Genomic DNA, 12,546 nt, shown 5'->3' with positions numbered 1-12,546 from the left:
GTTGGGTTCGGGAGTGCGTAACTCGGCACTGTGACGTTTGGGTAGATGAGCTTTTTCGAGACCTCTGTCTCGTTGATTAGTTTGCCCATGAATGCCTTTATCGTGTTGAACTGGTTGGTTAGGTCGACAACAGGGTACCTTCTCGAGTTTGTTAGGCTGAGCGTGCATGACCAATTGCCACCGCTCAATTGGCTTGGGTAGCTAATGCTTAATGCCCAAACCCACAAATCTGCTGTGACGTTTGAGTAGCAGATCCTCTGGCTAACGCCGGTCCTCGGGTTCGTGATGTTAAAGCAGTGCGGTGGTATGTTGATTGTTGCGTTTATGGTTACGGTGTTGTTCCCATTACTCACCGAGTATGTGCTTGGCGATGCCACCCACTCCCAAGCGCCTGTGTACACGGTGCCGTTTACCTTCTCCCAAATCAAGTTGAAGGGTGGGTTTCCTAGGCTGACCACCTCGGCGAACGTCTCGTTACTGTTGAAGAGCTGTGGGTTGCATTGCTCAACCTCTGGGCCCTGGGTTATGTTGTGGCTACTGGGCCAGTAGAGTAGGTTGCATTGGTATGGTGCATTCACCTCGAGCCACAGCAGTGTGATGTTGCTTATGGTTGGTGTTGCGAATTGGTCTATCAAGCCTACCGAGTACTTGCCTGGGCGTGTGAAGCCTATGAACCAGGAGACTGGTTGGGGCACGGGGTAGCAAGCCCTTGGTCCGCAAATCATTGTTTGATTGACTAGGTTACCGCTAACGAGGTATGGATACCTGCTTTGTAGCAGTAGGTATCCCCTTATTGTCACGTTTGCCGGTAGGTCGTGCTCAATAGTGGATAGCGTCTGGTTTATCGAGTTTATCAACTGGGCTTCCTTGGTTAGCCCAAGCGTTGAGGCTGCCAGGGCTGTGAAGAACATTATGGCTAACGTCAGCAGTAGCAAGGCGGTGCCGGCTGGCCTAGTCCTCTCGGGTATTAGCAGGGCAAGGGCTATGCCTAGGATCGTTGGTGCAACGGCCCATGAGAACCATGCCAACCAGGCTATGGTGTGGAATATGGCTATTAGCACTTGTGAGGCGTGGTTTATCGACTCAACAACGGCATCGATAGGATCCAGTGTCCAGCCCAAATTCATCAACACTCCCATGTACTGCTGTGGTATGCTGGCTAGGCCAAAGGTGGATAGCATCTCGATTATGTTCAAAGCCGTCATCGCAGAGGCATCAATGAGCATCACCTTCGACGACCACCAGTAGACTGAGGCCCACTTGTTTTCGGCGCCCTCGGCATATTTTTGCAACATCTGGTAGGTGGTTACGTCACCGAAGCCTGGTACCAAGTGGGACAAGACCCACGGCAGCACAAACGCGAAGATGACTGCCGAGCCTGCGAAGACTAGTCTCCTCATGTTGATGCCTCCCTTAACCACGCCCCAAACAATCACCAACAGCGCCTCAATGGTTACGAAGATCTGGATCAAATATGGGTTTATTTGAATCATCAAACCACCCTGAACCCGAGGGGCATTAGGGCGTCGTTTATGTACCTACCAGCAATGCAGCCCCTACCGGCATAGCTCCAAAACGGCTTTCCCCTACCTAGTTCCTTGATTTCCAGTATGCCTACCTGGACTGGTAGTGTTGATATTGGTACTTGCATGTCCAGTATGTCCTTAGCCCTAATCATGTTGTCCATCATGGGCTTCCTGTAAAGCTTCAACAGGTTCGGAGCCTTATCGAGCCTCATGACAACAAGACCAAAACCACTGTTGACCAGGTGGTCAACCATCTCAACAGTCTCATTCGGTGGCCAGAGGAACAACCTATCCCAACAATACTCCCTATGGACCTTGGCCTTGATTAGGATGTCGCTTTGGTTAACCACCGTCAAAGCCTTCCTAGGCAAGCCGAATGGTGGGTTCTCGCTGGCTACCAACGCCCTACCCCTCATTATTAGGGCTACCTCGCCCAAGCCCAGCAACGCCCTCTCGCTCCCTATCTTACCGAGGTCCAACCCGCACACGAAGATTGTTTTCTTCCTGACCAAGCCCGTCTTTATTTGTAGGCAGTTCAGCATCGGTTAATCAATGCTTGGCTTAAAAGGCGGGGTTGGAGAAAGGAGGGAGGAAAGAGAAGAGGGAAAAATGGTTTTGACTGTGTGGTGCCTAGTTGCTCTTTGCCTCGCCTATGTCGATGATGACCACCGTGTACTCCTTAGGGGCTTCGTTGAGACAGCCTAGCTTGAGCACCGTCCTCCTACCCCCTGGGTTGAAGACCACGGGCTTCGCGTCGTCGTTGAGTAGCGACTTAACTAACTCATTGACTAAACTCTCCCTACCTAACTCGCCCACCTCAACCACCGATTAAGTCGGTAATCGGCTTAAAAGGCTGGGGTTGATGAGGAGGAAAGGGGAAAAGAAAAAGGTGGTTTTGATTTTGAGGCTAGCCCTAATCAGTGGTTTACCTACCTATGCACTCCCAGACTTGCCTGGCTTCGTCTCGGTACTTCGTCTTCTCGAAGCCGCTCTTCCTCAGGTCGTTGATCACATCCTCCGCGTTCTCGCCAGCTATCTCCTCGATGCACTTCTTCAATGTGACTGCGCTTGGCTTTGGTTCTGGCTTCTCGACCCTTATTGGCATCTCGGTGTACCCTGGAGTCCCTAGCCCGAGTACCTTGGCTGCCTCCTCGGTTGTTGCGTATGCGTAGAGCTTTGCCGTGTGTGGTCCGTACTTGCTTAGCTCCGTTAGGTCTGGGTCCACCCTCCCAGCCAATAGGTCCTTTAGGCTCATGTACGCGTATGGGAACTTGACCACAGCGTTCACGTACTTCAGCGCCTCATCCGGCGGTGCGTCGCTCACTAGGACTACATGCCTACCCCTACTGGCTTCCAGCATTAGCCAGTTAATGAGGGTTCTAGGCAGCCCGCTGCCCCACAGCTCATCGATGACCAGGACTACCTTCTTCAGCCCTGCCTCCTCCATGGACTTCATGAGCGTTATTGCGTAGAGCCACTTAGCAACGCTGCCATGAACACCGCTCAAGTCAATGCTTACTGACCTACCCCTCAACTCGCCATTGAGCAACCTCTCAATGAGTGGGTGTGTCTCGGTTGTGAGCATCCAGTGCCTAGCCCTACCCAGTGCCCATAGTGCCTCGTATGCGTGCTCAACGTTTAGGATGCCCTTGTTCGCGGCATCCTCGATTGCCTTGGCAATGCCCGGGAGACTCCTTGGGTGGTTGCTCACGTCTATCGGTGCCTTCTCCTCATTGCTTAACCATGCGGCTGCCCTCTCGATTATTAACTTAGCCCCCGTGCTCAATTCCATGGCTTTACCAGCCCTTACTGCATCGCCTATCGCCAGTGATAGGGCTAGCGGCGATAGGTGCCTCGCTGGGTTTATTGGGTATGGTGCGTGGTAGTCGGTGTAGCCGCTGTAGGCTCCGACCTCGTCCAGTACCACGACAACGTGGTCGTCTGGCGATTGCTCAACGGCAGCCTCCATCAGCACGGTCTTCCCAGAGCCGCTTGGACCAATCACCACAGCATTGCCCCTACTCGCAGCAACGAACTTAAGCAGCCTCCTCCCAACCTCCGCATTCACTGGCCCAGTCATCAGTAACCACTACCCCCAGTTTAAAAAGGGGGTTCACAGTCACGTGAACCGCCAACTGTCAGTGTGCCTAGCCCTGAGTAGACCCCTTTTAAACCGGCTAACTGATTAATCAATGACTTGGGGCAACTGGTTCAGGTTGTTTGGGAGGAAGAGGGAGCCCTATGTATCGCCTTTTTGGTCCGGTGCCCTTGGTCCTAGGCAACCTCAACAAGGTGAGGATGTGCATTACGTTGAGTCTGTCGAGTGCTTCGGCGACTTAAGCGAGGACTTGTTCCAGGTGATGGTTGATAATGAGAGCCACGTGGTTGTCTATGGGGCTATGGGTACGGGAAAGACTACGTTGATGAGGTCTTGCCTACGCAAGGTACCGCCCGGCTACTCGGCGTTGGTGTTCGATGTTGGTGGTGGTTATGAGGGCTTCACAGACTACCACGCCCTCTACCCAATAAACCCGGTTGAGCTCGTGCCCCATGCTTTGCACAGCGTCGTTGATGAGGTTTTGAAGATCGCTGGGGTCTCTGAGGCCCTATCATCGCCGATGATCTACAACGCGATTAGGTGCATGACCTGGCTGACCGGCTCGCCAAGCCCCTTTGGTCCACCGCAGAGCTTCGATGTGAGGAGGTTCAGTAGGGACTTCACCGGCTTGTTTAGGCTTTGTGGGGCTTTGGTTGAGGAGGGTGTTGTGGCTAGTGATGACGCTAACTCGATAAAGGCACTACTGAGGAGGCTCTTCGACATGCACCACTGGGCCATAAACTCTCCAGAGACCCACCCGCTGATCAAGAAATTCCTAAGCGGTGGGTTGAGGGGTAAGTCAATAGGTATTGACCTCAGGCCGTTTAGGTTCGATATTCAGAGGTGGTTCTACATAATAACGCTGTTGAAGGCCATCGAGTTGTCCGACCTAACAAACGTGATAATAGTCATCGATGAGGCTCACCTATTCATGCAAAGCCCGGTATCAACGCTTAACAGCCTGTTTAGGATGGGTAGGAATAGGAGGATCTACTTCGCATTGATTAGCCAGGCACCTCAGCACTTCCCGCCCGACGTTTGGAGCACCGCCAAAATCTTCATCGAGTTCCCGATACCCTTCATAAGCTTCATGGATGTGTTGAGGAGGAGGCCGACGTACAAGTACGCGTTGGGTGAGGAGGATGTGCCGGGCATTAGGACGAAGGCTGAGTTGGAGGAGCACTGGCGTGATATACACACGGCAATGGCCATCATAAAGCCGACAACGCCAAAGATGAAGGAGTGCCTAGGCGCCGGCATGACCATGATGCCGGTTAAGGTTGACGTGAACATACAACCAAAGCCCAACGCAATAACGCTGAGGAAGTGCGCTGAAAAATACGGGGTGCCCCTTGAGTTGATTTGGGAGGGGGGTTTTGGTTGGGGTGAGGGAGTGAGGGCTGTATGGGAGTGCATTGGGAGCCAGTAGTCATGTATCCGAGGGATGTGAGGAGCTTTTACCTAGTTGGTTTAGAGGCTAGGGTGCCGATTGGTGTCTTTAGTGTTGATGTTGAGGAGCGGGTTGATAATCGCCTCATCATTGGGGTTAAACCGATCAAATGGGGCTACACAACACTCTCGGCACTTAGGGATTTCCTGGCCGGTGAGAACTCGAAAGGGATTAAGACCCAAGCCCACATGGCATTCCCGGCCGAGCTTGGACACTCACTCTACTTCATACTTAGGAGGCTCGGCTTCAGGACCTGGTGGTTCAAGATGGTTAATGCAGACCCAACAATTGTCCCACTAAAGGCAGGCAATGACTACGAGGTCCTCAGGAACATAGCCTACCTACACGCCATCCATAGGCTAATCGTCATCGACAAACTCAAGAAGCCACTCTGGATCAGGCACAAGACCGCAACGCCAACAATGCACGCCATACTAATGAAAAGCGGATACAACCACAACAAACACCTGATCCAACAACACGTACCAAAAACAATGATAGAAAAACTACCGAAGGTAGTACTGGCGTGAGGACAAACAAGCCACCCAAGAAAACCCAAGGCACAACCACTAAAAACAAACAACCCACTATGGTAGGTCGTGGGTTCAAATCCCACCGGGCCCACCAACTTTCCAATCAATCCCTCTTTATCATGCATACCACCATGACTAGCCCTGCATATCAAACCTGCTAGTCATTCTTGCCCTACTTTGCTTAGCATGTTCTTTATGCGTTGGGTAACATAAATAGGCATTCTATGGCTAGCCCTATTAGGATGTCAGTGACTTCATAATGTCAATCAACCGATGATGGTATAAAGTGTGGGTTTCCGCTCAATGATTCCCTGAATATCCTCGTTATATTTCGTGCTGCTGACTCGATGCTATTCAGCAGCAGTCTTGCCCAAACACTCCCTGGCGTACCATCGCTCCTCTCCTCAATGCACCCAAGCAATCCTTTTCGTTCTCCAGGATTACCTCTACACTCAGCTTGCTAGTGCTCCTCAGCAAACCGAAGAGTTACTTGTGGAGCTGATGGAGAGGAAGGGCCTAAGGCTTTGTCTATATAGCCGACTCGGTATCTGGGTATGTAAGTAGGGAGTCGCCTAAGTACTACCTGTAGAATAGTACCAAGTGACATTAACCAATGCACCAACTGCGGTGATGTCGATTTTAGTGAAGAGTGGAGGGGTTAATCATGGTGCTTAATCCTGGAGTCATGCATGGCAAAGGGCTTAACATAACCAAGCCCAGCTGTACGCCGTCGAGTTTCGTGAAGGAAAATAAAGCTTAATTTTAAGGGTAACCCATGTTTAATGTGTCTCAACTAGGGCTTACATACGCCTCAGGGGGCTTATTCTAAACCTTCTATAGGTGTCATACCTGCTAATTATCGGTGTTTCACTAGCCATGGTTAGTTCATCTTGATCTAACGGCTAGTCTAAGGGCTACTATGGCCATGGTTAAGCCAACCATCACCGCCAGTGCGACTATCAATACAACTAGGCCGTAGGGTACTGGGGGTTTTGCCTGACCCATACCGCCAACGGTTACTACCTTTGGTGCACCTGTGGTGGTCCCCGTTGATATTGATGGCACTATGCTTGATGCGCCACTCAGCATGTAGACTATGTCGGCTGGGTCTATGTTGAATGAGCTGCTTTCATTAATTGGTAAAGCAGGTGAAGCAACTGTTACGGGTCTTATGATTGGTATTTGTTCAATTAACCTAACCTTAATGATCACTGTGCCGTTATTAGGTATAGTCATGTTCATGCCTGTGAGCAGTACGAATGATGGCCTGGTTATGTTTATGATTTCCTCGTAACTGGTTACGTTCACTGGAACACCATAGATGTTGATAACCTCACTGCCAATGGGCTTAACAATTATTTTACCACCACCAAGCCTAATTATGTTGGTGTAGACCAGGTAATAGGGTACTTGAGGTAGGTTACTGAACTCGGCTATGCCATTAGAGACCTTAACGCACAACTCACCGTAGGGTGATGTCATGTGGGGTGAAAACACAAATGGTAGGAATACTGGTGGTGCCAGTAGCGCGCAAACCGTACCATTACTGACAGGTTCACCGTTAGGGGCCTTAACTATCACGGTTACGTTAGCCCTCGGGTATTGGTTCAGCGGCTTAAGGACAATGTTACCCTTAACCCATGAGTATAGGGCTGCTGAACCACCAGCAAGCACCCTCAGTAGCATTGAGCCATTAACGTACGTGTATCCAATGTATTCGATGAGCTTGTCCTGGGTTACGTTAAAGCTATAAGCCACCACTAAGTAGTTTTGGTTGGGTTCTATTAACCGCATTGCCACGTGGCTCACCGCAAGGTTATGACCGTAAGCCACTATGCCAATGAGAGATCCATTGGTGCTCAGTATATTAACCACTAAACCGCTCCTAAGGAGCGTTATTGGTTGCGCGGCAACAACAAGCGCCAGTATTAACGCTGTTAATGCACCTACCATTAATAGGTATGGCTTAACCCTTCCCACCTTCACCCTCCCTACACCAGTTACATACATACCTAAACCCATGCCTGGTCACCACCCCCGCTGGCTCATCCTTAATTTTACTAACACCTAAATCTTGAACGTTCTAAGTGCTAGAACTTTATAATTAACGCTGTAAGGCCTAATCGTGAGCGATGAGTTTAGGCTTGGTGAAACTACGTTAAGAGTTTACCTGCTGCTGGTTAGGGAGGGTAGGGCGATGAGTATTAGGGAAGTTCAGAAGGCTCTTGGCCTCTCAAGCCCTGGGCAGGCCTACCACCACCTGGAGAGGCTTAGATCACTGGGTCTTGTCGTTAGGGATAGTGATGGGTATAGGGCGGTTAAGAGGGATGGTGTGTTGGAGGGTATTTTAATAGTTAGAACGGCAATACTGCCGAGGGCAGCCTTCTACCTAGGTTTCTCAATAACCTTAACAACGGCGTACGTGATTAGTGTACTGCTTGGATTAATTAGACTAGACTTGTTCGCAGTGATAGCCCTATCATCCCTCTCAATCTTCTCAATAATCGAATTCAATGACCAATGGATCAAGTTAAGGAGACTACTAAAACAATACAAAGCCTAATGTTCACTGCCAAGTCTCCCTGGGCCGGCTTCACTAGAACTAGCAGTATCAGCATTCTTAGCAAGCCACATGCTAACGTAAGCATCCCACGCCATAAGGTACAGTGATATTAATGGCACTAGTGTGTTAGTGCCTCCCCTAGCCAATAGCCAGTCAATGGGTAATTCAGGTGATTGCCAGTTGATGCTATCCTATCGTAGAATAAATTGTGTGGCAGGTATTACGGTTATGATCAGTGGGGGGCAAGGTGTTACGATCATCGTTCTTTACCGACCTACTCATCACTCAAGGAGAGAGCGCGTGGAGGTTATTTAGGTTTACGCATTTTATTGCATGTTCATGAGAATTTAATAAATTGGTGGGTACTTGTTTTGTTATGTTATTGTTCCACCGGTTATGAATTCTGAGATTCCATCGCCTAGCAGTGCAAGTCCTATGACTACTATTGTTATTATTACCCCAGGTATTATGGCATACCACCATGCTGGTGCTGGGAAGTACTGAAATCCTTCTGATACGAGCCTTCCCCACTCTGGGTATGGCGGTGGTACGCCAAAGCCGAGGAAGCTTATTATTGAGTAGGCAAGTATTACATTACCTAAGTCTATTGTTGCATATGACACTATTGGTGTTAGCACGTTGGGGAATATGTGCCTAAATATTAATCTCATTGTTCTCGTGCCTGATAGCTTAGCTGCATCTATGAAGTACTGTGTCTTAACCCTGAGGGTTTCAGCCCTAAAGAGCCTTGCGTACGTTGGCCACCAAACAACCACTAGGGCTATTGCTGCATTTATCGCGCCTCTCCCTATGGCTGCTTCAACGGCTAACGCCAGTATTATTGCTGGGAATGCCAGGAACATGTCGGTAACTCTCATGCCGGCCTCATCAACGTATTTACCGAAGTAACCGGACACCATCCCTATAAGTCCCTTCATTGAAGGATTAGGTCTTTTCGTCCTCATAATTTTTAATTAGGTGACTCACATTGATTTATTAATGGAGGTTTCCGAGGATGTCCTACTTAAGGCCGTGGACCTAGCCCTTGGCGTGGGTTCCTCCTACGCCGAGACCAGATTCCAGGTAGATTCTGTCCGCTTTATACATGTTAGGAATGGTGCCCTCCAATCAATTGGTAATTACTCCTATGGCGGTGTTTCAGTTAGGGTTTTAGTTGATGGTATGTGGGGTTTCGCAGCAACTAGCGACACCTCCTGGGACTCAATTAAGGATGCCGTAAGTAGAGCCGTAACTTACGCCAGGGCTGTAGCTAGGATTAGGAGGAGGAAGATAAGGCTTGGTCATGAGAGGTTGGCTAGGGTTTCCTACAGCGTTAATGAGGGGGTTAAGGTTGAGGATTTGAGTGATGATTACTTGGTGAAGTACCTAACGGGGCTTGATTCGCGCATTAAGGTCGAGCCTAGGGTTAGGGTTAGGAACCTATTCCTTAACGTTAAAATTACGGACAAGGTATTGATAACCAGTGATGGAGCTTACGTGAGGAGTAGGGTACCGAGGATTTACTTATTCGGTTCATTAATAGCCTATGACCCACAGAAGGGTAGTGCCCAGAGGAATGTGGAGTTCGGCGGTTCGGGCGGTTTTGAGATACTGGGCAATGTGGAGCAGGAGTTGGATAGGGAAGTTAGCGCGATCAGGGATGTCCTTGATAAGGCGAAACCGCTTCCGCACGATGACGTGATGGATGTTGTATTTAGTCCTGAGTTGGCCGGCATATTTGTTCATGAGAGTGTTGGCCACCCGTCGGAGTTGGATAGGATAATGGGTAGGGAGGGTGCTGAGGCGGGTGAGTCCTACATGAGGGTTGATTACCTGGGTAGTTACAAGTTGGGTAGTGACCTGGTCACGATAATCGATGACCCAACAATACCCAATAGTTACGGTTATTACCTCGTGGATGAGGAGGGCGTGCCTGCGAGGCCTAGGTACTTGATTAGGAATGGTTATGTCAATGAGTTCCTCATGAATAGGGAGTACGCCAGCTACATAGGGCTAACGAGCAATGCGGCGGCTAGGGCTAGTGAGTTTGATAAGGAACCGATACCTAGGATGGCAAATACCTACCTGGCACCTGGTGATTGGAAGCCCGAGGAAATTGTTAGAGAGACGAGGAAGGGCTTATTCATTGCCTCATACACCGAGTGGAACATCGATGATAGGCGTTGGTTCGGTAGGTATGGTGGTTTCGAGGCCTATTACATCGAGAATGGGGATCTCAAGTACATGGTTAGGGACCCATTCATTGAGGTTGACACCAAGACCCTATGGAGCAATGTGGACGCTGTGGCTAATGACCTACGCTTCTTCCCAGGGACTTGCGGTAAGGGAAACCCTGAGCAGGGAGTGCCTGTCTTCCTGGGTGGCGTGACCTTCAGGGTTAGTGGGGTTAGGGTTTTGAAATCACCAACCTAACCCTTCGTTATGTTGAGTCCCCTGATCAAAACGTAGGAGGGTGATGAAGCCGGTATAGGCATATCCCACCAATAGACCTGCCTCGTATCTTTACTAGAGTCCGTGAAGTTCCTAAGCAACGTCTTGAAGGAATCCGCAATCCTTAATCCACGTAACCTGGCAGCAGGTTTTCCATCCCTAATAAGCAATGCAACATCCCTAACAACTGTCGAGAACAAACCCTCCTTAATATTTTGGAACCTAGTGTACCAATTATTAGTTATCAACAATCCACTACCTAATTCCCTCATCACAGTATCAACATCACTCGATAAGCTACCCGCACCAATCCTCGCATGCCTTGGGCTTGGCCTAACCCAATTATTCACAGCATGACCTGTACTGGTTACACCGAATCGCGCGGCTGTCCTGTTATTGTGGAGAATGCTCGTTAAGACACCCCCATTTAGGATTGTGAGGTTTGTCGTGGCATTACCCTCGTAATCAAAGGCCTCCGAACCAACCACGGAACCCTCACCCGATAAGTCCTCGAGGGTTAATTTCTCACTGGCCACCTGCTTACCGACGTCATCCCTAGTCACACCAGACATTTCGGTAATTATTGAGTATGCATTGAACCAGGTGGATGCTAGCAATCCATACAGGTGACCCGCGACCAACGGTCCGAGCAGTACATCATAACGCCCATTATCTATCCTCTCCTCAGGCAATCCCTTCGCCAGCGCAACCAATGATCCAGCCTCCCTACCTGCATTCTCGGGTTTGAATTCGCTTAACGTTCTCGATACGGATACGGAGGTTGCCGAGACATCATCCAAGAAGGCCCTTATCGTCAGTGTTACGAATGATGATTTATCCTCGAGCTCAAGCCCTGTGGTATCCACGTAATACCTCTCCTCAACGCCAAACGTTAGGGCCCCTGCATTCCTACTCGAGCCCTCGGACAGGGATGCGTTTATCGCGTTGTTGAGCTTATCAACGATCCTGTCAACGTCAACCTCGATGTTTTTATCGTAGGACCCAGGTAACTGGCTGGGTTTGCCGACATGCGTTAGTCCTGTGTAGAGTTCGTCCTCGGGTAGGTTTTCGAGCCTCTTAACCATCCTCTGCAGCTCATTACTTATGTCCCTGGCGTTTATTGATGTGAGCGATGCCGTTATGTACCTCCTGGACTTGGCAACGTACAGGCTCACCTCCTGTGTCAGCCAATTGTTTATTATTGTCGGTTCGTTGTTTGCGAACCTAATCATTGACCACCTAACGTTCCTAGCTATGATTATGCACTCATTGACGAGACCCTTAACGCCGTTAATGGCATTATTAAGAACTTCGAGTACACTCATTGTGTGAAACGCGCACTAAACCTAATAAGCATTCCCGTACCATCAACAAATAAAACACTTAAAAGTCAGGTTGGCAGTATGGTTTTTGTGAAGTTAGTAACTACGATTAGGGAGGAGGGGTGTGCCGTGAATAAGCCATTACTTAAAACCTTAGCCCTAGCGCAATTGGGTTTAGCGGCAGCACTTACGTTATTCTCCACAATCATAGACCCACCAACACCAGTAAACATATTGATTGCCTCGGCTGTGGCGGGTATTGAGGGTTTATCCGTAGGTGTTGTTATGAGGTATCTAAGGCGTGGGTGCTTTAGGTGATTTGGCAATCGCAATTATCAGCGGGAATTTACGCCTCAAAACCACATCATTGAAGTACGGCGTTAACACATCAGTTAGGCACTTACTCGTACATGAGTGGCCGTGGGCATTCAACCTATCCCCATCGACCTCCACAACGATAAATGAGGCATTGGGCCTTAGGGATTTCACGACATTACTCATGGATAGGTCATGGTCACCCCAATGATGGAGTGTGAAGACAGCCACCGCGGCATCAAACCTCCTATAACCAATCGGTAAAGCCCAGCTACTCCCATTCACGAA

13 protein-coding genes and 1 pseudogene are annotated in these 12,546 nt (G+C 49.5%); 5 read left to right on the top strand and 9 right to left on the bottom strand.

Annotated features, from left to right (window positions below):
- From B7L70_RS09915 to B7L70_RS09900, 4 genes and pseudogenes are all read right to left on the bottom strand, one after another.
- A pseudogene (locus B7L70_RS09915) lies at window positions 1–1,493 on the bottom strand (hypothetical protein); the annotation flags it as partial.
- Window positions 1,493–2,068, bottom strand: a complete 576-nt coding sequence (locus B7L70_RS09910) for a hypothetical protein (protein WP_081227801.1) — start codon at window positions 2,066–2,068, stop codon at window positions 1,493–1,495. The pseudogene B7L70_RS09915 and the gene B7L70_RS09910, both read right to left, overlap by 1 nt.
- 88 nt (window positions 2,069–2,156) lie before the next feature.
- Window positions 2,157–2,351, bottom strand: coding sequence for a hypothetical protein (locus tag B7L70_RS09905; RefSeq protein ID WP_081227800.1), 195 nt, complete (start codon window positions 2,349–2,351; stop codon window positions 2,157–2,159).
- A gap of 100 nt (window positions 2,352–2,451) precedes the next feature.
- Window positions 2,452–3,606, bottom strand: a complete 1,155-nt coding sequence (locus tag B7L70_RS09900; protein ID WP_081227799.1) for an ATP-binding protein — start codon at window positions 3,604–3,606, stop codon at window positions 2,452–2,454.
- A 112-nt stretch (window positions 3,607–3,718) separates the two neighbouring features.
- Here B7L70_RS09900 and B7L70_RS09895 point away from each other — a divergent pair, with 112 nt between their 5' ends.
- The gene (locus B7L70_RS09895; protein WP_081227798.1) at window positions 3,719–5,053 is read left to right on the top strand and encodes a hypothetical protein; all 1,335 of its coding nucleotides are present in this window, start codon (window positions 3,719–3,721) and stop codon (window positions 5,051–5,053) included.
- The gene (locus tag B7L70_RS09890; protein WP_143701617.1) at window positions 5,035–5,604 is read left to right on the top strand and encodes a hypothetical protein; all 570 of its coding nucleotides are present in this window, start codon (window positions 5,035–5,037) and stop codon (window positions 5,602–5,604) included. Before B7L70_RS09895 ends, B7L70_RS09890 begins: the two co-directional genes overlap by 19 nt.
- Before the next feature lie 265 nt (window positions 5,605–5,869).
- On the opposite strand, the gene B7L70_RS13505 is transcribed toward B7L70_RS09890, so the two are convergent.
- Both B7L70_RS13505 and B7L70_RS09885 read right to left on the bottom strand, forming a co-directional pair.
- Window positions 5,870–6,028 carry a hypothetical protein gene (locus B7L70_RS13505; RefSeq protein ID WP_162009154.1) on the bottom strand — a complete coding sequence of 53 codons (159 nt, stop codon included), beginning with the start codon at window positions 6,026–6,028 and terminating at the stop codon, window positions 5,870–5,872.
- Between the two features lie 464 nt (window positions 6,029–6,492).
- Window positions 6,493–7,629 carry a hypothetical protein gene (locus B7L70_RS09885; protein WP_081227793.1) on the bottom strand — a complete coding sequence of 379 codons (1,137 nt, stop codon included), beginning with the start codon at window positions 7,627–7,629 and terminating at the stop codon, window positions 6,493–6,495.
- Between the two features lie 103 nt (window positions 7,630–7,732).
- On the opposite strand from B7L70_RS09885, the gene B7L70_RS09880 reads away from it, so the two are divergent.
- Window positions 7,733–8,170 carry a hypothetical protein gene (locus B7L70_RS09880; RefSeq protein ID WP_081227791.1) on the top strand — a complete coding sequence of 146 codons (438 nt, stop codon included), beginning with the start codon at window positions 7,733–7,735 and terminating at the stop codon, window positions 8,168–8,170.
- Window positions 8,171–8,544: 374 nt separating this feature from the next.
- Here B7L70_RS09880 and B7L70_RS09875 read toward each other — a convergent pair whose 3' ends face one another.
- On the bottom strand, window positions 8,545–9,108 hold the full coding sequence (locus B7L70_RS09875) for an ABC transporter permease (RefSeq protein ID WP_238376202.1): 564 nt from the start codon (window positions 9,106–9,108) through the stop codon (window positions 8,545–8,547).
- A gap of 61 nt (window positions 9,109–9,169) precedes the next feature.
- On the opposite strand from B7L70_RS09875, the gene B7L70_RS09870 reads away from it, so the two are divergent.
- Window positions 9,170–10,603 (top strand): TldD/PmbA family protein, encoded by a 1,434-nt coding sequence (locus B7L70_RS09870; protein WP_081227788.1) that lies wholly within the window; start codon window positions 9,170–9,172, stop codon window positions 10,601–10,603.
- On the opposite strand, the gene B7L70_RS09865 is transcribed toward B7L70_RS09870, so the two are convergent.
- Complete coding sequence (locus B7L70_RS09865; protein ID WP_081227786.1) at window positions 10,600–11,946, bottom strand: TldD/PmbA family protein; 1,347 nt, start codon at window positions 11,944–11,946, stop codon at window positions 10,600–10,602. The two genes, B7L70_RS09870 and B7L70_RS09865, sit on opposite strands and share 4 nt — an antisense overlap.
- Window positions 11,947–11,949: 3 nt before the next feature.
- On the opposite strand from B7L70_RS09865, the gene B7L70_RS09860 reads away from it, so the two are divergent.
- Window positions 11,950–12,261 (top strand): hypothetical protein, encoded by a 312-nt coding sequence (locus tag B7L70_RS09860; protein ID WP_081227783.1) that lies wholly within the window; start codon window positions 11,950–11,952, stop codon window positions 12,259–12,261.
- On the opposite strand, the gene B7L70_RS13500 is transcribed toward B7L70_RS09860, so the two are convergent.
- Window positions 12,238–12,546, bottom strand: a 309-nt coding sequence (locus tag B7L70_RS13500) for a class I SAM-dependent methyltransferase (protein WP_162009153.1), incomplete at its 5' end; no start/stop codon positions are given. The genes B7L70_RS09860 and B7L70_RS13500 overlap by 24 nt on opposite strands.

The organism is Vulcanisaeta sp. EB80 (assembly GCF_002078205.2).
Note: the sequence above shows the minus strand (reverse complement) of the source record. Positions and strands in the feature narration are given on the sequence as shown.

What these genes read in the sequence shown, in the direction of transcription:
- B7L70_RS09910 (WP_081227801.1), bottom strand. Translation starts at nt 2,068, where the DNA reads ATGCTGAACTGCCTACAAATAAAGACGGGCTTGGTCAGGAAGAAAACA.
- B7L70_RS09900 (WP_081227799.1), bottom strand. Translation starts at nt 3,606, where the DNA reads ATGACTGGGCCAGTGAATGCGGAGGTTGGGAGGAGGCTGCTTAAGTTC.
- B7L70_RS09895 (WP_081227798.1), top strand. Translation starts at nt 3,719, where the DNA reads ATGACTTGGGGCAACTGGTTCAGGTTGTTTGGGAGGAAGAGGGAGCCC.
- B7L70_RS09885 (WP_081227793.1), bottom strand. Translation starts at nt 7,629, where the DNA reads ATGGGTTTAGGTATGTATGTAACTGGTGTAGGGAGGGTGAAGGTGGGA.
- B7L70_RS09875 (WP_238376202.1), bottom strand. Translation starts at nt 9,108, where the DNA reads ATGAAGGGACTTATAGGGATGGTGTCCGGTTACTTCGGTAAATACGTT.
- B7L70_RS09870 (WP_081227788.1), top strand. Translation starts at nt 9,170, where the DNA reads ATGGAGGTTTCCGAGGATGTCCTACTTAAGGCCGTGGACCTAGCCCTT.
- B7L70_RS09865 (WP_081227786.1), bottom strand. Translation starts at nt 11,946, where the DNA reads ATGAGTGTACTCGAAGTTCTTAATAATGCCATTAACGGCGTTAAGGGT.